General features: G+C 65.4%; 17 protein-coding genes. 10 read left to right on the top strand and 7 right to left on the bottom strand.

Annotation, left to right across the window (positions count from 1 at the left end; all coding sequences use genetic code 11):
• Together NCR39_RS29750 and NCR39_RS05935 are read left to right on the top strand one after the other, a co-directional pair.
• A complete protein-coding gene (locus NCR39_RS29750) occupies positions 1-750 on the top strand; it encodes a pseudouridine synthase (protein ID WP_350029655.1) in 750 nt (249 codons plus the stop codon).
• Between the two features lie 249 nt (positions 751-999).
• The gene (locus NCR39_RS05935; RefSeq protein ID WP_250451278.1) at positions 1,000-1,236 is read left to right on the top strand and encodes a hypothetical protein; all 237 of its coding nucleotides are present in this window, start codon (positions 1,000-1,002) and stop codon (positions 1,234-1,236) included.
• Positions 1,237-1,299: 63 nt separating this feature from the next.
• Here NCR39_RS05935 and def read toward each other — a convergent pair whose 3' ends face one another.
• From def to NCR39_RS05910, 5 genes are all read right to left on the bottom strand, one after another.
• Positions 1,300-1,833 carry a peptide deformylase gene (def, locus tag NCR39_RS05930; RefSeq protein ID WP_040049387.1) on the bottom strand — a complete coding sequence of 178 codons (534 nt, stop codon included), beginning with the start codon at positions 1,831-1,833 and terminating at the stop codon, positions 1,300-1,302.
• On the bottom strand, positions 1,830-3,908 hold the full coding sequence (gene ligA / locus NCR39_RS05925; RefSeq protein ID WP_250451276.1) for an NAD-dependent DNA ligase LigA: 2,079 nt from the start codon (positions 3,906-3,908) through the stop codon (positions 1,830-1,832). Before ligA ends, def begins: the two co-directional genes overlap by 4 nt.
• A gap of 196 nt (positions 3,909-4,104) precedes the next feature.
• Positions 4,105-5,373 (bottom strand): cell division protein ZipA C-terminal FtsZ-binding domain-containing protein, encoded by a 1,269-nt coding sequence (locus NCR39_RS05920; protein ID WP_250451275.1) that lies wholly within the window; start codon positions 5,371-5,373, stop codon positions 4,105-4,107.
• Between the two features lie 174 nt (positions 5,374-5,547).
• Positions 5,548-9,063, bottom strand: coding sequence for a chromosome segregation protein SMC (gene smc, locus NCR39_RS05915; protein ID WP_250451274.1), 3,516 nt, complete (start codon positions 9,061-9,063; stop codon positions 5,548-5,550).
• Positions 9,064-9,184: 121 nt separating this feature from the next.
• Positions 9,185-10,150, bottom strand: coding sequence for a DMT family transporter (locus tag NCR39_RS05910; protein ID WP_250451273.1), 966 nt, complete (start codon positions 10,148-10,150; stop codon positions 9,185-9,187).
• Positions 10,151-10,382: 232 nt separating this feature from the next.
• Here NCR39_RS05910 and dapC point away from each other — a divergent pair, with 232 nt between their 5' ends.
• The 6 genes from dapC to cls all read left to right on the top strand — a co-directional run bounded on the left by dapC (position 10,383) and on the right by cls (position 16,677).
• Complete coding sequence (dapC, locus tag NCR39_RS05905) at positions 10,383-11,609, top strand: succinyldiaminopimelate transaminase (protein WP_250451272.1); 1,227 nt, start codon at positions 10,383-10,385, stop codon at positions 11,607-11,609.
• A 39-nt stretch (positions 11,610-11,648) separates the two neighbouring features.
• Entirely contained in the window at positions 11,649-12,476 is an 828-nt protein-coding gene (dapD, locus tag NCR39_RS05900) for a 2,3,4,5-tetrahydropyridine-2,6-dicarboxylate N-succinyltransferase (protein WP_040049381.1), read from the top strand.
• Between the two features lies 1 nt (position 12,477).
• Entirely contained in the window at positions 12,478-12,849 is a 372-nt protein-coding gene (locus tag NCR39_RS05895; protein ID WP_250451271.1) for an ArsC family reductase, read from the top strand.
• Between the two features lie 114 nt (positions 12,850-12,963).
• Positions 12,964-14,103 (top strand): succinyl-diaminopimelate desuccinylase, encoded by a 1,140-nt coding sequence (dapE, locus tag NCR39_RS05890; protein ID WP_250451269.1) that lies wholly within the window; start codon positions 12,964-12,966, stop codon positions 14,101-14,103.
• Positions 14,104-14,132: 29 nt separating this feature from the next.
• Positions 14,133-15,017, top strand: coding sequence for a 50S ribosomal protein L3 N(5)-glutamine methyltransferase (gene prmB, locus NCR39_RS05885; protein WP_250451267.1), 885 nt, complete (start codon positions 14,133-14,135; stop codon positions 15,015-15,017).
• Positions 15,018-15,183: 166 nt separating this feature from the next.
• Complete coding sequence (gene cls / locus NCR39_RS05880; protein WP_250451474.1) at positions 15,184-16,677, top strand: cardiolipin synthase; 1,494 nt, start codon at positions 15,184-15,186, stop codon at positions 16,675-16,677.
• Positions 16,678-16,690: 13 nt separating this feature from the next.
• On the opposite strand, the gene NCR39_RS05875 is transcribed toward cls, so the two are convergent.
• Entirely contained in the window at positions 16,691-17,182 is a 492-nt protein-coding gene (locus NCR39_RS05875) for a glutathione peroxidase (protein ID WP_250451265.1), read from the bottom strand.
• 144 nt (positions 17,183-17,326) lie between these two features.
• On the opposite strand from NCR39_RS05875, the gene NCR39_RS05870 reads away from it, so the two are divergent.
• Together NCR39_RS05870 and NCR39_RS05865 are read left to right on the top strand one after the other, a co-directional pair.
• Positions 17,327-19,273 carry an ATP-binding cassette domain-containing protein gene (locus NCR39_RS05870; protein WP_250451263.1) on the top strand — a complete coding sequence of 649 codons (1,947 nt, stop codon included), beginning with the start codon at positions 17,327-17,329 and terminating at the stop codon, positions 19,271-19,273.
• Positions 19,274-19,294: 21 nt separating this feature from the next.
• Positions 19,295-20,332, top strand: coding sequence for a CaiB/BaiF CoA transferase family protein (locus tag NCR39_RS05865; protein ID WP_250451261.1), 1,038 nt, complete (start codon positions 19,295-19,297; stop codon positions 20,330-20,332).
• On the opposite strand, the gene NCR39_RS05860 is transcribed toward NCR39_RS05865, so the two are convergent.
• Positions 20,329-20,574: a DUF2866 domain-containing protein gene (locus NCR39_RS05860; RefSeq protein ID WP_250451473.1), complete on the bottom strand. Its 246-nt coding sequence runs from the start codon at positions 20,572-20,574 to the stop codon at positions 20,329-20,331. The two genes, NCR39_RS05865 and NCR39_RS05860, sit on opposite strands and share 4 nt — an antisense overlap.
• Positions 20,575-20,600: the final 26 nt, after the last annotated feature.

Raw genomic sequence — 20,600 nt, 5'->3', positions numbered from 1 at the left:
GTGCGCCTGTCGAAAGTCATGTCGGAACTCGGCCTGTGCTCGCGTCGCGAAGCCGACGAATGGATCGAGAAAGGCTGGGTGCTCGTCGATGGCGAAGTCATGGACACGCTCGGCACGCGCATCCGTCCCGGCCAGAACATCGAGGTCCTGCCGGCCGCGCATTCCGCGCAGTCGCAACTCGTCACGATCCTGCTGCACAAGCCGGTCGGCTATGTATCCGGTCAGGCTGAGGACGGCTACGAGCCGGCCGTCACGCTCGTCAATCCGGCGAATCATTGGGACGAAGACCGCTCGGGCATCCGCTTCACGCCGGGTCATCTGCGCACGCTCGCGCCGGCCGGCCGTCTCGACATCGATTCGACCGGCTTGCTGGTTCTGACGCAGGACGGCCGTATCGCGAAGCAACTGATCGGCGGCCATTCCGAAGTCGACAAGGAGTACCTCGTGCGCGTGCAGTACGGCGAGCACACCGTCGACATCGACCGGCGTTTCCCCGAGGACAAGCTCGCGCTCCTGCGGCACGGCCTCGAACTCGATGGCGTGCCGCTCAAAACTGCGCAAGTCAGTTGGCAGAATGGCGAACAGCTTCGCTTCGTGCTGCGCGAAGGCAAGAAGCGCCAGATTCGCCGCATGTGCGAACTGGTCGGGCTCGAAGTGGTCGGGCTGAAGCGCATTCGCATGGGGCACGTGACGCTCGGCGCGCTGCCGCCCGGACAGTGGCGCTATCTCGCGCCGAACGAGAGCTTCTGAGTCCGCGTCACGCTTCTGCGGCATGACGCGTCGCAAAAACGCGACATCCGGCGCATAAAAACGGCGCGATCGGTCATCCGGTCGCGCCGTTAATTTTTTCCGCTTTTTGGCTAAAGAAAATGGCTCATCGGTCCGTTAGGCAGGTACGCGCGAAAGGACGTCTCGAGTCCGGCGAGCGCGGCGCTCTGGCGGACGACGCATCGCGGGAGCGAAGGCATACGGAATTGAAAGGCATCAAGGAGGATCGCCATGGCAGTTGAGATCATCGTTCGTGAAACGGATACCGGGCTCGAAATCGTCGGCGGCCGACGACGCCTCCAGGCTCTGCTCGCCCTGCAGGACGAAGTGGTCGTCATGAGTCCGGGCATCGGTGAAATGGTGATTGCCCGCCTGCCTGACGGGCGTCTGCAAGGCTCCGCCAATCCCGAACACGTCGCGCTCTTTCGCCGGCCCGACACCAGCGGCAGTCCGGCAACGTTCGCCTAAGAAAAACCCGCTCGCAAAGAGCGGGTTTCATCGCTTCATCCAACTGCCAAGCCGATCCGAAGCTCAGTCGTCGCGCGTCGAATCGAGGCCCGGAAACAGCACGTCGGTGAAGCCGAACTTCGAGAAGTCGGTGATGCGCATGGGATACAGCTTGCCGATCAGATGGTCGCACTCGTGCTGCACGACGCGCGCGTGGAAACCCTCCGCGAGCCGCTCGATGGCCTTGCCGTACTGATCGAAGCCCTGATAGCGGATCATCGAATAGCGCTGCACCGCGCCGCGCAGCCCCGGCACGGACAGGCATCCTTCCCAGCCCTCTTCCATGTCGTGCCCGTTGGGCGTGATGATCGGATTGATGAGCACCGTCTCCGGCACCGGCGGCGCGTCCGGATAACGCTCGTTGTGCCCGAAGCCGAAAATGACCACCTGCAGATCGACGCCGATCTGCGGCGCGGCAAGCCCCGCGCCGTTCGCGTCGCGCATCGTGTCGAACATGTCCTGCACGAGCGTGTGGAGTTCGGGCGTGTCGAAATGTTCGACGGGCTGAGCGATGCGCAACAGCCGCGGATCGCCCATCTTCAGGATTTCTCGGATCATGGAGTGACTCCTTCCAGTAGCTTCTTCATGCCGTCTTCGTCGAGAACGGGAACCCCGAGTTCCTCAGCTTTCGCGAGCTTGCTGCCCGCTTCCGCGCCCGCCACGACGTAGTCGGTCTTTTTCGATACCGAACCGGCCACTTTCGCGCCGGCCGTTTCCAGCATTTCCTTCGCTTCCTCGCGCGAGAGCGTGGGCAGCGTACCCGTCAGCACGACCGTCTTGCCCGCGAGCACGCCTTGCGGCGCGCGCGGCGCGGGCGGTCCCTCCGGCCACGACACTTTGACACGCAATTGCTCGATCACGTGCTGGTTGTGCTCTTCGCTGAAGAAATTGTGTATGGCTTCGGCCACCACCGGGCCGACGTCATTGACTTCCAGCAATTGTTCGACGGATGCCGCAATGATCGGATCGAGCGAGCCGAAGTGCTTTGCCAGATCCTTCGCCGTCGATTCGCCCACGTGCCGGATGCCCAACGCGTAGATGAAGCGCGCGAGCGTCGTGTGCCGCGCCTTGTCGAGCGAGTCGAGCAGATTTTGCGCGGACTTGTCGGCGAAGCGGTCGAGCGCCGCGAGCGTCGAGAAACCGAGGTTGAAGAGATCGGCGGGCGTGCGCACGAGGTTCTGTTCGACCAACTGATCGATGATCTTCTCGCCGAGTCCGTCGATATCCAGCGCGCGCCGCTGCGCGAAGTGCCACAGCGCCTGTTTGCGCTGCGCCGGACAGAACAGGCCGCCCGTGCAGCGCGCGATGGCTTCGTCCGGCAGCCGTTCGATTTTCGAACCGCAAACCGGGCACTCCGTCGGCATCACGAATTCGCGGGCGTCGTCGGGACGCCGGTCCAGAATCGCGCCAACGACTTCCGGAATCACGTCGCCCGCGCGCCGCACGATGACCGTATCGCCGATGCGGATGTCCTTGCGGCGCACTTCGTCCTCGTTGTGCAGCGTGGCGTTCGTGACCGTCGCGCCGCCGACGAAAATAGGCGCGAGGCGCGCGACCGGTGTGATCGCGCCCGTGCGGCCGACCTGCACGTCGATCGCGAGCAACTGCGTAAGCGCTTCCTGCGCCGGAAACTTGTGCGCGAGCGCGAAACGCGGCGCGCGGGAGACGAAGCCGAGCTTTTCCTGCTCGTCGCGGCGGTTGACCTTGTAGACGACGCCATCGATGTCATACGGCAGCTTTTCGCGCTTCTCGCCTGTTTTGCGGAAGAAGCCCAGCAAGCCGTCCGCGCCCTCGACGACGGCGCGTTCCGCATTCACCGGCAGTCCCATTTCCTTGTACCAGTCGAGCAGCCCCGAATGCGTGCCGGGCATGTCCGCGCCTTCCAGCACGCCGATGCCGTACGCAAAGAACGACAGCGGCCGCTGCGCCGTCATCTTCGGGTCGAGCTGACGCAGGCTGCCCGCCGCCGCGTTGCGCGGATTCGCGAACTCGCGCTGTCCGGCGTCGCGCTGGCGCGCGTTCAGGCGATCGAAGTCGCGCTTGAACATCAGCACTTCGCCGCGCACATCGAGGCGCTTCGGCACGTGCTTGCCCTTGAGCGTCAGCGGAATCGAGCGGATGGTGCGCACGTTCGCCGTGACGTCCTCGCCGGTGGCGCCGTCGCCGCGCGTCGATGCCTGCACGAAGCGGCCGTCGTCGTAACGCAGCGAGATGGCGAGACCGTCGAATTTCAGCTCGCACGCGTATTTCACCGGCGCGGCGCCCAGCGCGTCCGACACGCGTTTGTCGAACGCGGCGATGTCCTCGTCCGCGAAGCCGTTGTTGAGCGAGAGCATCGGCACGTCATGGACGACCGGCGCAAAACCTTCGGCGACCTGACCGCCTACGCGCTGAGTGGGCGAATCCGGCGTGACGAGGTCGGGATTCGCGGCCTCGATGCCCTGCAACTCCTTGAACAGCGTGTCGTATTCGGCGTCGGGCAGCTCGGGCTGATCCAGCACGTAATACGCGTAGTTCGCGCGTTCCAGTTCCGTGCGCAGCCACGCGGCGCGCTCCGCCGGCCGGTCGGCGCTGGGCACGACGGCCTGGGACTTCGCGGTGGCGGCGGCTTCGGCTTTGGTTTTTGCGGACATGCGGCTTTTTTTGATGAAAGAGGTAAATCAGTCGATCGACCGGTCGATTGTCTCAGAAGATCGGAAAACGTGGCATCGGCCGGATGGCATAGGCCGTACGGATATGCACTCGCGCGCACCAACGGAAAGCGCCCCGGCGAAGGGGCGCAATCCTGGGCGACACGCGCGCGCCGATGCAGCGCGCAAACAACGGCGCCTACTGGCTGAAGAGCCGGCGCGTCGCGGCCGAGCCGGCCGGAATGCCCGCCTGCTCCAGCTTCGCGTAGAGCGTCATCAATTGCTTTTCGATGGCGAGCAGCGCCGATTCCGGCAGCGGCCGGCGCTGGTCGTCGACCACGCGCGCGCCGATGCGCTCGGACAGCGACTTCGCGTAATCGCACATCAGACGGAACGGGAGAATGTCTTCGTCCGCGACGGGCACGTCGAGCACGAGCGTGATCATCTGGCCGCCCTTGTACGTGAGGTCGTCGCGCAGGAAGTTCGTATCGCCGAACTGGAGCATGAACACCGGATTCTGCTTCGCGTCGAGCTTGACGAAGCGCGTGCCGTCGCGCGACAGCAGCAAGCCGTCCTGCGAAGCCACCGCCTGCACGTAGTTCGCGGACCACGGCGCGCCGTCAGAAAGAATATTGATGGACAGTTGCGCGTCGCATTGCGCGGCGAACGCGTCGAGCTCGCGCGCCATGCCGACGGTTTCCATCATGTCGGGGAATTCGGGCGCGCCGTCGACGGCGTCGGCAAGGCGCTGCACGCCCGTCACGAATTCCGAGAACTCGAGTTCGTTGAGCGGGCCGTTGCGGTTCGCGAGTTGCGCCGCCGCGCGCAATTCTTCGTAGCGCACGCCGTGGCGCAACAACTCCCACGCGTCCTCGCCTTCCGGCTTGCCTTCGATCGTCACCGGCTTCGTCCCCGCGCGACGCAGCCGCTGCGCGAGCGGAATCACGCGGTCGCCGGGAATCGGCGCGGCAAGGCGAATCGGCACCACGCAGTCGATGCGCCGGTCCACGACAGCGGGCGGCGTCGACGAAATGGTCGTCGCGGCGGGCAGCACCGGCTCGTTGCGCTCGTCTTCGTCGATGATCGCGGATTCGTCGGCCACGCCATTCGCCGATGTCGCCTCGGCCTGCAGATCGACGGGCGTATCCGCCGGGGCGACCGGCGGCGTCACGGCAACGTGCGCTTCGCCCGATTCCGCCGCCGCGCCGAAGCTCGGCTCGACGCGGACATCGCGCGGGGCTTCGTCGGCGGCATCGCCCGCAACCGGCTCGCGCCGCGCCGGGCGCACCGGCTCGATGAACGGATGCTCGTCGTCGGCTTCCTGGCGCGCGAGCGCATCGGCGGCTTCATCCGGCATCGGACGCGGCATCTTGCGCCGCACTTTCGCGCCCTGCCACGCGTTGTACACCACCACACCGCCTACCACCACGGCTCCTGCTCCGATCAAACCGAGTGTCAACTCGTCCATGCACGCTCCACATTTTGGGTTACGAAGCGCCGCGCGATCTGTCGCGCGCATCCGCCGCGTTCCGGCATTGTCTGCCGCCGCCTGGCCGATGCGCACCACTCCGCGCCTGCGCGCCTGGCCGGGTCAACGCCCGGCCGTCCGTTCATTCATTCAAGTTCGCATGACGCAAAGGCGTCAGCCATTCTGCGCAAAGCCCGCGGCGGATTCCATGTCCACCGCGACGATGCGCGATACGCCCTGCTCCTGCATCGTCACGCCGATCAGTTGCTGCGCCATCTCCATCGCAATCTTGTTGTGCGAGATGAACAGGAACTGCGTCTTGGCCGACATCGCGCGCACGAGATTCGCGAAACGCTCGGTGTTGGCGTCGTCGAGCGGCGCGTCCACTTCGTCGAGCAGACAGAACGGCGCGGGATTCAGCTGGAACATCGCGAAGACGAGCGCCGTCGCGGTGAGCGCCTTTTCGCCGCCCGAAAGCAGGTGAATCGTCGAATTCTTCTTGCCGGGCGGCTGCGCCATCACCTGCACGCCGGCGTCGAGGATTTCGTCGCCGGTCATGATGAGCTTTGCCTGACCGCCGCCGAAAAGCCGCGGGAACAGTTCGCCGAAGTGACGATTCACCTCGTCGAACGTGCCTTGCAGCAGCGCGCGCGTTTCCTGGTCGATTTTCTGGATCGCGTCTTCGAGCGTGCCGATGGCGTCGTTCAGATCGGCGGATTGTGCGTCGAGGAAATGCTTGCGCTCCGTGGCCGCCGCGAGTTCTTCGAGCGCGGCCATGTTGACGGGCCCAAGCGCGACGATCGCGTTGTTCAGGCGCGTGACTTCGCCTTGCAGATACGAAGGCTTCATGTCGGGCGTGAGCTTCGACTGGAGTTCGGCTTCATCGACGCCCGCCGCCTGCAATTGCTCGACGAACTGCTCGCCGCTGATACGCGCCGCCTGCTCCTTCAACTGCAACTCGTTGATCCGGTCGCGCAGCGGCTGCAGCGAGCGCTCGGCGAAGAGGCGCTGCTCGTCGGACTGACGCAGACGCGCGGTCAAATCGTCCAGTTCGATGCGCGCCGCGTACAGCGATTCCTCGCGCGCCGCGCGCACTTCGAGCGCATCCTGAAGGCCGGTTTGCGCCGTCTGCTCGTTGATGGTTTCGAGTTCGGCGCGCGCGTCTTCCAGCGCGCCCGCGACGCGCTCGCTCTGTTCTTCCGCCGTGCCGATATTGCGCTCGTACTCCGCGATCTTCGCGGCCAGCCCGCGCACGGCGAAGCTGGCGTCGCTCGCGGCGCGTTCGAGTTCGCGCAGTTCGTGGCGTGCGCTCGTGAGCGTTTCGTCGAGCGATTCGAACGCGAGCTGGTTGTCCTCGAAGCGCGCCTGCAACTGCGCGATGTCGGCGTCGTGCTGCTCGAACGCCGCTTCGGATTCGGCCCGCAGCGCGCGCTGCTCCTCAATTTGCGCGGCGATTTCGCCCAGTTCCTCGCCGATCTGCGTGCTGCGCTGCGTGTAGCGCTCATGCGCCTGCGCGAGCTTCAGCGCGTCCATCTGCAGCGCGTGGACGCGTTGCGTGGCGCGTTCGGCGGCGGCGCGCGCATCGGCGAGTGTTTGCGATGCCTGCGTGTGCGCGGCATCGGCGCGAACGGCGTTGCTCTTCGCTTCGTCGGCGAGCAGCGCCTGGGCGCGCACCTGCCGCGTGAGATTTTCGATTTCCTGCGCCCGCGCGAGCATGCCGGACTGCTCGGAATCGGATGCATAAAGCTGCACGCCGACGCGCGTCACCGTGTGCCCCGCCTTCACGACGAACGCGCCGCCTTCCGGCAACTGGCTGCGCATGGCGAGCGCCTGCGCGATGTCGTCCGCGATGAAGGTCGTGCCGAGCCATTCGTTGAGCACGGCGCGCAAGCCCGGATCGTCGATGCGCACGAGCGACAGCAACGGCCGCAAGCCCTGCGGCGCGTCGAGCGGCTTGCCCGCGACCGGCGGCGAATAGAACGCGAGTTTGGCGGGCGGCGCATCGGTGGCGAACGCCTTCACCCAGTCGAGATTCGATACTTCCAGCGCCGCGAGCCGCTCGCGCAGCACGGCTTCGAGCGCCGCTTCCCAGCCGGCTTCGACATGCAGCTTCTTCCACAGACGCGGCAGCGCGCCGAGTTCGTGCTTGTCGAGCCACGGCTGGATCTTGCCTTCCGTCTGCACGCTTTCCTGAAGCTGCTTCAACGCGGCAAGACGCGCCTCCAACTGGTGAATCTGCGCGCTTTCCGCCTGCACGCGCTCCTGAGCGGCACGGCGCTCGGCGTCGAGACGCGGCACGGTTTCCTGCGCATCGGCGAGACGCGCTTGTGCCTCGGCGAGAATCTCTTCATTTTCGGCAAGCTGCATGCGCAGTTCTTCGAGCTGCGCTTCGTCCGGCGCGTCGAGTCCGCTTGCTTCGTTCTTCAGACGTTCCTGACGCTGCTGCAATTGCTGAAGCTGCTGATCCGCGTTGCGCTGATGCGCCGCTTCGAGCTTCAGCGCCTGCTCCGCCCGCGCGATGCCCGCGCGCTCTTCGTTGAGCTGCGCCTGCGCATCGCGCCAGCGGGCTTCGAGTTCGGGCAGCGCATCCTGCTTCGCCGCAGCATTCTCCTGCGCGATGGCGGCTTTTTCCTCGCCCTCGGCGAGCGCTTCCGATGCGGTCTCGATCTCGTCGCGCGCCTTTTGCGCCTGCATGAGCCATTGCTCGCGCTGAGCGGCGAGCGCGGCAATCTGCGCCTGCACGCGATTACGCGACTCGACGATGAACTTGATCTCCGCTTCGAGCCGGCTGACTTCGGCGTTGGCTTCGTAGAGCGCGCCTTGAGCGCCCTGCATCGCGTCGCTCGCGCTGTAGTGCGCGACGCGCAGCGTCTCCAGTTGCGCTTCGACTTCGCGCAGACGCGCCGTTTGCGCTTCGAGCTCGACTTGCGCCTCGCGGATGGCGCGCTGCTGGCGCTCGGCCTCGTTGCCCGCTTCGTTCTTGCGCAAGAGCCACAGGAGGCGCTGCTTTTCCTCGCCCTCGGCCTGCAATTGCTTGTATTTGGTCGCGACGATCGCCTGGCCTTCGAGCTTTTCGAGATTCGTCGTCAGTTCGCGGACGATGTCCTCGACGCGCGTCAGGTTCTCGCGCGTGTCGTGCAGACGATTTTCCGTCTCGCGGCGGCGTTCCTTGTACTTCGACACGCCCGCGGCTTCTTCGAGAAACACGCGCAGTTCTTCCGGCTTCGCTTCGATGATGCGCGCGATCATGCCCTGCCCGATGATCGCGTAGGCGCGCGGCCCGAGGCCCGTGCCGAGGAAGATGTCCTGAATGTCGCGGCGTCGCGCGGGCAGGTTGTTGATGTAGTAGCTGGAGGTGCCGTCGCGCGTGAGCACGCGCTTCACGGCGATCTCGCCATACGCGCTCCATTGGCCGGCGGCGCGCCCATCGGCGTTGTCGAAGATCAGTTCGACGCTCGCGCGGCTGCCCGGCTTGCGCGCCGTCGATCCGTTGAAGATGACGTCCTGCATCGACTCGCCGCGCAATTCCGATGCGCGCGATTCGCCGAGCACCCAGCGCACGGCGTCGATGATATTCGACTTACCGCAGCCATTCGGCCCGACGACGCCGACGAGCTGGCCGGGTACCTGGAAATGCGTGGGATCGACGAAGGACTTGAAACCAGCGAGTTTGATCGAAGTCAGACGCACGGCGATATCGCTGTTTGAAGTGAGTGACGGAAGATGAATGGCAGACAGGCGGCAGCGCGGCCCGTCGCGGGTGAGAGTCTCGTGCGCGAAGGCCTCGCGGGCCGGTCGCGAGCGGACACCATCATACCATCGCGCGTGTCGATTTCTTTTCGCTTGCGCCCTGCTGATGCGGCGCCGACGATGCCTCGCCGCCCGCGCGCTTCTGTCGATGCACCCACGCCGACAGCACGCACGCAGCCACGATGCATGCGCCGCCCGCCCATTCGCGCGGCCCCGGCGCTTCGCCCGCGAAGAGCCACGACGACAGCGCGGTCACGACGAGCTCGAACAGCATGATGATCGACGCGCGATTGGCCGGCACGCGCGCCAAGCCGATCTGCACGATCACGTTGTTCGCCGCGAGCACCACGCCCAGCCCGATCACGATGAACGCGACCATGCCCATCTGCGATGCGGCGGGCGGCGCGGGCATCGGCTCGAAAAAGCTCACGAGCGTCGCGACGATCGCCGCGCCGCCGAAGATCACCGCCGTGCGCATTTCGGGCTTCATGCCGGGCATCGTCCGCGTGAGCTTGACGACGAGCACGTTGCTCATCGCGAAGCCCATGCCGCCCATCAGGCCCGCCCATTCCGCGAGATTCGCGGGCAGCGGAAAGCCGAGCGCGGGCGACCAGAGCATGGTGACCGCGCCGGCGAGCGACAGCAGGGAGAGCGCGGCGTCGGCCCGCGTGAGGCGGTCCTCGAGGATGAAATGCGCGAACACGGCGGTCCATGCGGGCGTCAGATAGAAGAGCAACAGCACGCGCATGACCTGGCCGTGGATCGCGCCCCACACGAAACCGACGCTCGTCGTGCCCGCCGCCGCGCCCAGCGCGACGAGCAGCCAGTGCCAGCGAATCGTGCGGACGGAGCGGCGCTTGAGCAGCAGCACGAAGAGACACGCCGCCCCGCTCGTCGTCGCGCTGGCGACGGTGCCGGTCATGCCCATCGACGCGAGCATGCGCATCGGATACCAGACGAGTCCCCAGACGGATGCGCCGAGCATGATCGCGAGCGTCGGCAAGGCGTCGTGGAAACGGCGGGTCATCGTTGCGCTCCCGCGCCCGCCTGCTTGAATCGATTGAGGGTTGTCATGCTGTGTCGTCGTTGGCCTGCGGCCCTTTGCTGCAGGGGCGCGGGGTATAATCGTCCGCTTCGCCGATGTCTTTGTCGTGCCGCCGCCGCGGGTTTCAGCGGGTCTTTCAAAGCTCCGTTCGCGTCGGCATGAATGGCTTCGTAGCCGCCTGAACGTTCGTCGCTCATCGCTTACCGGTCACGCCGTGAATCCACTTCTCAAGAAACTCCAGCCGTATCCGTTCGAAAAGCTCCGCGCGCTCTTCAAAGGCATCGAGCCGCGCGCCGGATTCACGCCGATCAGCTTCGGCATCGGCGAGCCGAAACATCCGACGCCCGCGCTCATCCGCGATGCCGTCGTCAATGCGCTCGACGGCCTCGCCTCCTACCCGCCGACGCTCGGCACCGAGCCGCTGCGCGAAGCCATCGCCACGTGGGCGAAGGCGCGCTACGGTCTGGCATCGCTCGATGCGGCCACCGAAGTGCTGCCCGTGTCCGGCTCCCGCGAGGCGCTGTTCGCGCTCGCGCAGACGGTCATCGACAGCCGCAGCACGCCCGAACTCTCCGGCGCGAAACCGCCGATCGTACTCTGTCCGAACCCGTTCTATCAAATCTACGAAGGCGCGGCGCTGCTCGCGGGCGGGCAGCCGTATTTCGTCAACAGCGATCCGGCGCGCAACTTTGCGTGCGATTACTCCGCCGTTCCCGACGACATCTGGGCGCGCACGCAACTGCTCTACGTCTGCTCGCCGGGCAACCCGACCGGCGCGGTGCTCACGCTCGACAACTGGCGCGAGCTTTTCGCGCTGTCGGACAAGCACGGCTTCGTGATCGCATCGGACGAATGCTATTCCGAGATCTACTTCGACGAGGCGCATCCGCCGCTCGGCGGCCTCGAAGCCGCGCGCTTGCTGAATCGCGGCTTCGAGCGCCTCGTGATGCTGTCGAGCCTCTCGAAACGATCGAACGTGCCGGGCATGCGCTCGGGCTTCGTCGCGGGCGACGCGGCCATCCTCAAGCAGTTCCTGCTGTATCGCACATATCACGGCGCGGCGCTTTCGACCCTGTTCCAGCGCGCGAGCATCGCCGCATGGCAGGACGAGGCGCACGTGCGCGACAACCGCGCGAAGTACGTGAAGAAGTTCGACACGGTCACGCCCATGCTCGCCGACGTGCTGGACGTGCGTTTGCCCGATGCCGCGTTCTATCTCTGGGCCAACGTTTCGCGCACCGGACTCTCCGACACCGAGTTCGCGGCGCGTCTCTACGCCGACTATAATGTGACGGTTCTGCCGGGCTCCTATCTCGCTCGTCCCGCGCATGGCACGAATCCCGGCGAGGGCTTCGTTCGCATCGCGCTCGTCGCCGGGACCGAGGAATGTGTCGAAGGCGCCCGCCGCATCGTCGAATTCTGCCGCACGCTCAAGTCCTGACGAGCGCAGCCGGTCCAACTCTCCATCCTTGAAATCACTATGTCGCAACAACTGCAGAGCATCATCGACAACGCTTGGGAAAACCGCGCCGAGCTTTCGCCGAAAGCCGCGCCGGCCGAGGTCCGCGACGCCGTCGCGCATGCCATCGAACAGCTCGACAAGGGCGCGTTGCGTGTCGCCGAGAAACGCGACGGCGACTGGGTGGTCAATCAATGGCTGAAGAAGGCGGTGCTGCTTTCGTTCCGCCTCGAAGACAACGCGCCGATGGCCGCGGGCGGCTATTCGCAGTTCTACGACAAGGTGCCCTCCAAGTTCGCGAACTACACCGCCGAAGACTTCGCGGCGGGCGGCTTCCGCGTGGTGCCGCCGGCCATCGCGCGCCGCGGCTCGTTCATCGCGAAGAACGTCGTTTTGATGCCGTCGTACACGAACATCGGCGCTTACGTCGATGAAGGCACGATGGTCGACACGTGGGCCACCGTCGGCTCGTGCGCGCAGATCGGCAAGAACGTGCACTTGTCGGGCGGCGTGGGCATCGGCGGCGTGCTGGAGCCGCTGCAGGCGAACCCGGTCATCATCGAGGACAACTGCTTCATCGGCGCGCGCTCGGAAGTGGTGGAAGGCGTGATCGTCGAAGAAAACTCCGTCATTTCGATGGGCGTCTATCTCGGCCAGTCGACCAAGATCTACGACCGCGAAACCGGCGAAGTCAGCTACGGCCGCATTCCGGCGGGCTCGGTCGTCGTCGCGGGCAACCTGCCCTCGAAAGACGGCTCGCACAGCCTGTACTGCGCGGTCATCGTGAAGAAGGTGGACGCCAAGACGCGCGCGAAGGTCGGCCTGAACGAACTGCTGCGAGGCGACTGATTTGGCACGCGGATCCACCCCGACGACCGTCGTCTACGGCATTCCGAACTGCGACTCGGTGAAGAAGGCGCGCGTGTGGCTCGAAGAGCACGGCGTGCCGTTCGAATTTCACGACTTCAAGAAGGCCGGCGTGAACGAGAAGCTCGTGCAGGACTGGCTGAAGGACGTGCCGCTCGACCAGCTCATCAACAAGCGCGGCACGACGTGGCGCGGCCTGTCCGAGGTCCACAAGGCCGAAGCCGACACGACCGCCGGCGCGATCGCGCTGATGATCCACAAGCCGTCGATCATCAAGCGGCCGGTCGTCGTCGTGAACGGACGCGTGAAGTCGCTCGGCTTTTCCGCCGAGCAGTACGAAACGCTCTTCGCGTGATGCGGCGCGATGACTCCGGTGTTTCGAAGCCCGGTGTCGTCGCATGAACGCTCAATCGCTTGCCGGCCGCCGCGCCGGCATTTTTTATCGCTGTCCAGAAGCAGGCCCGAAACCATGTCCGGCACTCTCTCCCTTACCGAAGCCCTGATCGCGCGCGCGTCGGTCACGCCCGAAGACCGCGATTGCCAGTCGCTGATGATCGAACGCTTGTCCGCCGCCGGCTTCGTGTGCGAAACGATCGCCTCGGGCGGCGTCACGAACCTGTGGGCCGTCAAGCGCGGCACGGACGGCGCATCGGGCAAGCTGCTCGCGTTCGCCGGACACACCGACGTCGTGCCGACCGGCCCCGTCGAGCAATGGACTTCGCCGCCCTTCACGCCGACGCATCGCGACGGCAAGCTCTACGGACGCGGCGCCGCCGACATGAAGGCGTCGCTCGCGGCGTTCGTCGTGTCGAGCGAGGAGTTCGTCGCGAAGCATCCGGAGCATCGCGGGTCGCTCGCGCTCCTCATCACGAGCGACGAAGAAGGCCCCGCGACCGACGGCACCGTCAAGGTCGTCGAGGCGCTCAAGGCGCGCGGCGAACGGCTCGATTACTGCATCGTCGGCGAGCCGACTTCGAACGAAACGCTAGGCGACATGGTCAAGAACGGGCGTCGCGGCTCGATGACGGGCAAGCTCGTCGTGAAGGGCGTGCAGGGGCATATCGCGTATCCGCATCTCGCGAAGAATCCGATTCATCTGCTCGCGCCCGCGCTCGCGGAGCTGGTCGCCGAGCGCTGGGACGACGGCAACGAATATTTCCCGCCGACCACCTGGCAAGTGTCGAACCTGCATTCCGGCACGGGCGCGACGAACGTCATTCCCGGCCACGCCGAGCTGATGTTCAACTTCCGCTTTTCGACGGCGAGCACGGTCGAAGGCCTGCAAAGCCGCGTCCACGCGATCCTCGACAAGCACGCGCTCGACTACGATCTCACGTGGATCGTGAGCGGCCTGCCGTTTCTCACGCCGCGCGGCGCGCTCTCCAATGCGCTCGACAAGGCGATCCGCGAGGAAACCGGCGTGCAGCCCGAACTGTCGACGACGGGCGGCACGTCCGATGGCCGCTTCATCGCGCGCATCTGCGAGCAGGTCGTGGAATTCGGCCCGCCGAACGGCACCATCCACAAGATCGACGAACATGTCGAAGTGCGATTCATCGAGCCGCTCAAGAACGTGTACCGCCGCGTGCTCGAAGAACTGATCGCCTGAATTCACCCGAAAATAACAAGGAGCCATCGATGGCGCTACCCTTCTCCACCGTGCGCGACCTGCTGCGTTTCGGCGTCTCGCGTTTCACCGAAGCGGGCCTTTCGTTCGGTCACGGCTCGACCAACGCCTACGACGAAGCCGCGTATCTGATCCTGCATACGCTGCATCTGCCGCTCGACACGCTCGAACCGTTCCTCGACGCGCGCCTGCTCGACACCGAGATCGACGCCGTGATGCAGGTCATCGAGCGCCGCGCGAAAGACCGCGTGCCCGCCGCGTACATCACGCAGGAAGCGTGGATGCACGGTCATCGCTTTTATGTCGATGAGCGCGTGATCGTGCCGCGTTCGTTCATCGGCGAGTTGCTGCAGGACGGCTTGCAGCCGTATGTGGCCGATCCCGATCATGTCACGCGCGTGCTCGAACTGTGCACCGGCTCCGGCTGCCTCGCGATTCTCGCGGCGCAAGCGTTCGAGAATGCCGACATCGACGCCGTCGACATTTCCGCCGATGCGCTCGCCGTCGCGCACCGCAATGTCGCCGACTATCAGCTCGAAGATCGCGTGACGCTGTACGAAGGCGACCTGTACGCGCCGCTGCCGGCCGCGCGCTACGAGGTCATCATCACGAATCCGCCGTACGTGAACGCCAACGCGATGCAGTCGCTGCCCGCCGAATATCGCCACGAGCCGGAACTCGCGCTCGCGGGCGGCGCGGACGGCATGGACGTCGTGCGGCGCATCGTGCGCGAAGCCGGCAAGTGGCTGACCGAAGACGGCGTGCTCGTCGTCGAGATCGGCAACGAACGCGCGAACGTGGAAGCGGCGCTCGGCGGCCTCGACCTCGTCTGGCTTTCGACGAGCGCCGGCGACGACAACGTGTTCCTCATCCAGGCAGCCGACCTGCCCGCCTGATCGTCCGATCGTCTGATCGTCCAATCACTTGATGCCTCGCGCCGCCCGTTCCGGCGGGCTTCGAGCGGGCAAGGTTCGGTAAGATGACGCATCGCCGTTTTCGCGGCGTTCGTCATCCGGGTCCGCGCGGCGCACGCGCGGGACGCATCGAACCGTACGCATGACTATGCAAGCAGCAGACTGGCTTCACCTCGGCACGCTCGTGATGGCCGCGCATGTGCTCGGCGTGATCGCCGCCGTGCACGCGGTCATCCATACACGCACGTCGCAAGGCGCGGTGGCGTGGGCGGTGTCGCTCGTCGCGATGCCGTATTTCACGCTCATCCCTTACCTTTTCCTCGGCCGCAGCAAGTTCGCCGGTTATATCGACGAGCGGCGTCTCGAAATAGAAATCCTTCGCAATCGCACGAAACCCGCCGAATGGGAATCGAAGGAGCGCAGCGACGTGCCTCCCACCGATCCCGCTCTGCTCGATACCGCCAGCGTGCGCGGCGAAGTCGCGCCGGGGCCGGCGGAATATCTCGGCAATCCGACCATCCGCACGTTGCAGCGGCTTTCGGGCATGCCGTTTCTGCGCGGCAATTCGGTGCGCGTGCTCGTCAATGGCGACGCGACGTTCGCCGCGATCCTCGAAGCGATCGAAGCCGCGCAAAGCTATATCGTCGTGCAGTTCTTCATCGTGCGCGCCGACGCGCTCGGCGACATGCTGCGCGATGCGCTCATCGCGAAAGCAAAAGCGGGCGTACGCGTCTACTTTCTCTACGACAGCATCGGCAGCTTCGACTTGCCGCATCGCTACGTGCAGGCGTTGCGCGCGGGCGGCGTCGAGGCGCATCCGTTCGCGGCCAATCGCAAGTTCGTGCATCGGTTTCAGATCAACTTCCGCAATCATCGGAAGATCGTCGTCGTGGACGGCAAGCGCGCGTTCGTCGGCGGGCACAACGTGGGCGTCGAGTATCTCGGCGGCAATCCGCGGCTTTCGCCCTGGCGCGATACGCACGTCGAAGTGCGCGGCCCGGCCATTGCCAGCATTCAGTTCGTCTTCACCGAAGACTGGTACTGGGCGACGCAACGCCTGCCCGAACTTGGCCCCGCGCCGCACGCCGACGGGAACATGCATTGCATGGTGCTCTCCAGCGGCCCCGCCGACAAACAGGAGACCTGCTCGCTGTTCTTCGTCGAGGCGATCAACGCGGCGCGCGAGCGCATCTGGATCACGTCGCCGTACCTGATCCCCGACGAAGCCGTGTTTTCGGCGCTGCGCCTGGCCGTGATGCGCGGCGTCGACGTGCGAATCCTCATTCCGAGCCGGCGCGATCATCGCGTGGTGTTCGCGGCCTCGCGTCTTTATGCATACGATCTCGTGCAGGCCGGCGTGCGCATCTTCCGCTACAAGCCGGGTTTCCTGCATCAGAAAGTCGTGCTCGTGGACGACATCGCCGCGTCGGTCGGCAGCGCGAACCTCGACAACCGTTCGTTCAGGCTCAACTTCGAGATCACCGTGCTGACCGTCGATCACACCTTCGCGAGACAGGTCGAAAGCATGCTGCTCATCGACTTCGCGCATGCGTATGAAATCGACGGAAACGATTATCTCGGCAACGCGTTCTGGCGGCGCATGGCGATGCATGTCGCACGGCTCTTCTCGCCGATTCTTTGAGGCCGGCGCGGCTTTACAAGAGCTTCTCGATATCGCCGACGATCGCCTCGGGCTTCGTGAGCGGCGCGTAACGCTTCACGATATTTCCGTTGCGATCGACGAGAAACTTGGTGAAATTCCACTTGATCGCTTCGAGCCCGAGCACGCCCGGCTCCTTTTCCGTCAGATACTTGTAGAGCGGATGAGCGTTCGCGCCGTTCACGTCGATCTTCGCGAACATCGGGAACGTCACGCCGTAGTTCTTCTCGCAGAAGCTGCCGATTTGCGCGGCATCGCCCGGTTCCTGCTTGCCGAACTGGTTGCACGGAAAGCCGAGCACTTCGAAGCCGCGCGCCGACAGCCGCGTGTACAGGTCTTGCAGCCCCTTGTATTGCGGCGTGAACCCGCATTCGCTCGCCGTGTTGACGATCAGCAGCACCTTGTCGCGGTACTTGTCGAGACCGACGGTTGCGCCGTCGAGTGTCTCGGCCGTGAAGCCATAGATGCTGTCGGTGGTTGAGCTCATGACATGTTCCCCGCGAAAAATTGAAAGTCAGGCGATGCTACTACCGTGCGCGCCCGTCTGCCATTAGCCGAACGGACGATCCCTTCGGCGTGGCGCGCCCGGTCTAAAATAGCGCTTTCCTTCAAAGCCCGCCGCCATTCCGACGTGATCCGCTTCAACCAGTTCAGCCTGTCCCGCGGCACCAAGCCGCTTTTCGAAGAGACGAGCTTCACGCTCAATCCGGGCGAGAAAGCCGGTCTCGTCGGCGCGAACGGCGCAGGCAAGTCCACGCTCTTTTCCGTGCTGCGCGGCGAATTGCACGCGGACGGCGGCGATTTTTCGATGCCGCCGTCGTGGCGCATCGCGCACGTCGCTCAGGAAACGCCCGCGGTGGATCGCACCGCGCTCGACTACACGCTCGACGGCGACACGCACTTGCGGGCGATCGAAGCGCGCATCGCGTCCGCGTCCGCCGCCCATGACGGCGCCGCCGAAGCCGATGCGCACGCTGCGTTCGCCGATGCCGACGGCTACACCGCGCCCGCGCGCGCCGAAACGCTGCTGCTGGGCCTGGGCTTCACGCTCGCGCAGACACGCGAGCCGGTGTCGAGCTTCTCGGGCGGCTGGCGCATGCGCCTGAATCTCGCGCAAGCGCTGATGTGTCCGTCCGACCTTCTGTTGCTCGACGAACCGACCAACCACCTGGACCTCGACGCCATCGTCTGGCTCGAAGACTGGCTCGCGCGTTACCCGGGCACGCTCGTCGTGATATCGCACGATCGCGAGTTTCTGGACTCCGTGTGCAACGTCACGCTGCATCTGGAAAACCGCCAGGTCAAGCGATACGGCGGCAATTACAGCCAGTTCGAAATCCTGCGCGCGCAACAACTCGCGTTGCAGCAAAGCGCTTACGAGAAGCAGCAGAAGACGGTGCAGCACCTGCAGAGCTTCATCGACCGCTTCAAGGCGAAGGCGACCAAGGCGAAACAGGCGCAAAGCCGCGTGAAGGCGCTGGAAAAAATGGAACTGATCGCGCCGGCGCATGCGAGTTCGCCGTTCACGTTCGAGTTCCGCACGCCCGACGCCGCGCCGAATCCGATGATGGTCATGGAAGACGTGCGCTGCGGCTATCACGGCGAGGACGGCGCGGAGATTCCGATCGTCGACGACGTCACGCTGTCGATTCAGAGCGGCCAGCGCATCGGCTTGCTGGGCGCGAACGGCCAGGGTAAATCGACGCTCATCAAGACGCTCGCCGACACGCTCGAACCGCTGTCCGGCCACGTGCGTCAGGGCAAGGGCCTGCAGATCGGCTACTTCGCGCAGCATCAGCTCGAAACGCTGCGTCCCGACGATTCCGCAATTCAGCATCTCGCACGCCTCGCGCCCGACACGCGCGAGCAGGAATTGCGCGATTTCCTCGGCAGCTTCAACTTCTCCGGCGACATGGCGACCGCGAAGATCGCGCCCTTCTCCGGCGGCGAGAAGGCGCGGCTCGCGCTGGCGCTCATCATCTGGCAGAAGCCGAATCTGCTGCTGCTCGACGAACCGACGAACCACCTCGATCTCGAAACGCGCCACGCGCTGACCATGGCGCTCGCGCAGTTCGAAGGCACGCTGATTCTCGTGTCGCACGACCGGCATTTGCTGCGCGCAACGACCGATACGTTCATGCTCGTCGCGAAACATCGCCTGAGTCCGTTCGACGGCGATCTCGACGACTACCGCGACTGGCTCTTGCAGCACGCCGCCGAAACGCGCGCGGCGGCGAAGGAAGCGAGCGGCGCGGCATCGGCGGCGGGTGACGCGGCGGACAGCGCGGTGAATCGCAAGGAGCAGCGCAAGCAGGAAGCGCAGGAGCGGCAAAAGCTGTCGCATCTCAAGAAGCCGTTGCAATCGCGGATCGCGAAGATCGAGAAGGAAATGGACGCGCTCAACGCGGAAAAATCAACGCTCGATGCATTCGTCGCCGATCCCGCCAGCTACGACGCGGCGCTCAAGGCGAAGCTCACGGAAACGATCCGTCGCCAGGGCGAAGTCAACTCGCGGCTCGAAACGCTCGAAATGGAGTGGCTCGAAGCCCACGAGGAACTAGAACAGATCGGTTCATAACCGTCACCGGAGACCGACGACTTGACAACTTCCCCCGCCCTCGCCGGCCTCCATGTACTGGATCTGACGCGGCTGCTGCCCGGTCCTGTCGCCACGCTGCGGCTCGCGGAACTGGGCGCGGACGTGCTTAAGATCGAACCGCCGGGCGAAGGCGACTACACCCGCACGATGCTGCAGACCGACGCCGAGCGCCAAAGCGGGACGCCGAGCGCGTTCTATCGCATCGTCAATCGCGGCAAGCGGACGATGACGCTGGACCTCAAGACGGACGACGGCCGCGCCACGTTGATCGATCTCGCGCGCCATGCCGACGTGCTCGTCGAGAGCTTCAGACCATCGGTGATGGCGCGGCTCGGCGTCGGCTACGACGTGTTGCGCGCGGCGAATCCGAAGCTCGTCTATTGCGCGATCACCGGCTTCGGCAGCGACGGCCCGTTCGCGGACAAGGCGGGGCACGACCTGAACTACATCGCTTATGCGGGCGTGCTGCATCAACTCGCCGCGCGTGATGGCGCGCCCATCGCGCCGAATTTCCAACTGGCGGATCTGCTCGGCGGCGCGCTCTCGGCCGTCACGGAGATGCTCGCGGCGCTGTGGCATGTCGCGCGCGGCGGCGACGGACGCCGCCTCGATGTCTCGATGACGCATGCGGTTCACGCGCACAACGTCATGGCGCACGTCGCACTCGAGCGTGGCGACGAGGCGAGCACGTGCGCGGGCGCCGGCCTCCTGAACGGCGGCGTGCCGTGCTACGACGTGTATCGCACGCGGGACGACCGCTTCGTCGCGGTGGGCGCGCTGGAACTGAAATTCTGGCAGGCGTTGTGCCGGGCGCTCGGCCATGAGGAATGGGCCGCGCGGCACTGGAGTCTCGGGCAAGCCATCGGCGGCGCGGATGCGAAGCAATTGTCCGCCGACGTCGCCGCGTGCTTTCGAGCGCGCACGCGCGACGAATGGATCGCGCTTCTGGAACCGCTCGACTGTTGCGTCGCGCCGGTGCTCACGCCGGCGGAAGCGGCGGCGCATCCGCTCTTCGCGGCGTCGGAGCGTGATGTCTAGCGTCGCGGCAAGGTCTGACGCGGCTGGCGTTCGTCGTCGACGAGCACGTGTTTGCGGCCCGTCACGTGACGGCGGATGGTGGCGACGACTTCGTCCTCGGTGACATCCGCGGCCACGACGCGCCGCGAGATCTGCCCTTCGCCGTCGATCCACTCGACGATCCGGCACCCGCTGCCCCACGGCTGCTGCAAGGGCGCCGACACGCGACATCCGCGCAGATGGAACGCGGGCTTCGCGCGCATTGATTTGGCGTGTTTCAAAGCGTGGT

Source organism: Caballeronia sp. ATUFL_M2_KS44, from assembly GCF_023630965.1.
In the GTDB taxonomy this organism is placed as follows: domain Bacteria; phylum Pseudomonadota; class Gammaproteobacteria; order Burkholderiales; family Burkholderiaceae; genus Caballeronia; species Caballeronia concitans.
This window is presented reverse-complemented; position numbering and strand designations above follow the sequence as displayed.

What these genes read in the sequence shown, in the direction of transcription:
- prmB (WP_250451267.1), top strand. Translation starts at nt 14,133, where the DNA reads ATGGCGCTACCCTTCTCCACCGTGCGCGACCTGCTGCGTTTCGGCGTC.
- def (WP_040049387.1), bottom strand. Translation starts at nt 1,833, where the DNA reads ATGATCCGAGAAATCCTGAAGATGGGCGATCCGCGGCTGTTGCGCATC.
- ligA (WP_250451276.1), bottom strand. Translation starts at nt 3,908, where the DNA reads ATGTCCGCAAAAACCAAAGCCGAAGCCGCCGCCACCGCGAAGTCCCAG.
- NCR39_RS05920 (WP_250451275.1), bottom strand. Translation starts at nt 5,373, where the DNA reads ATGGACGAGTTGACACTCGGTTTGATCGGAGCAGGAGCCGTGGTGGTA.
- dapD (WP_040049381.1), top strand. Translation starts at nt 11,649, where the DNA reads ATGTCGCAACAACTGCAGAGCATCATCGACAACGCTTGGGAAAACCGC.
- cls (WP_250451474.1), top strand. Translation starts at nt 15,184, where the DNA reads ATGCAAGCAGCAGACTGGCTTCACCTCGGCACGCTCGTGATGGCCGCG.
- NCR39_RS05910 (WP_250451273.1), bottom strand. Translation starts at nt 10,150, where the DNA reads ATGACCCGCCGTTTCCACGACGCCTTGCCGACGCTCGCGATCATGCTC.
- NCR39_RS05935 (WP_250451278.1), top strand. Translation starts at nt 1,000, where the DNA reads ATGGCAGTTGAGATCATCGTTCGTGAAACGGATACCGGGCTCGAAATC.
- dapE (WP_250451269.1), top strand. Translation starts at nt 12,964, where the DNA reads ATGTCCGGCACTCTCTCCCTTACCGAAGCCCTGATCGCGCGCGCGTCG.
- NCR39_RS05875 (WP_250451265.1), bottom strand. Translation starts at nt 17,182, where the DNA reads ATGAGCTCAACCACCGACAGCATCTATGGCTTCACGGCCGAGACACTC.
- NCR39_RS05860 (WP_250451473.1), bottom strand. Translation starts at nt 20,574, where the DNA reads ATGCGCGCGAAGCCCGCGTTCCATCTGCGCGGATGTCGCGTGTCGGCG.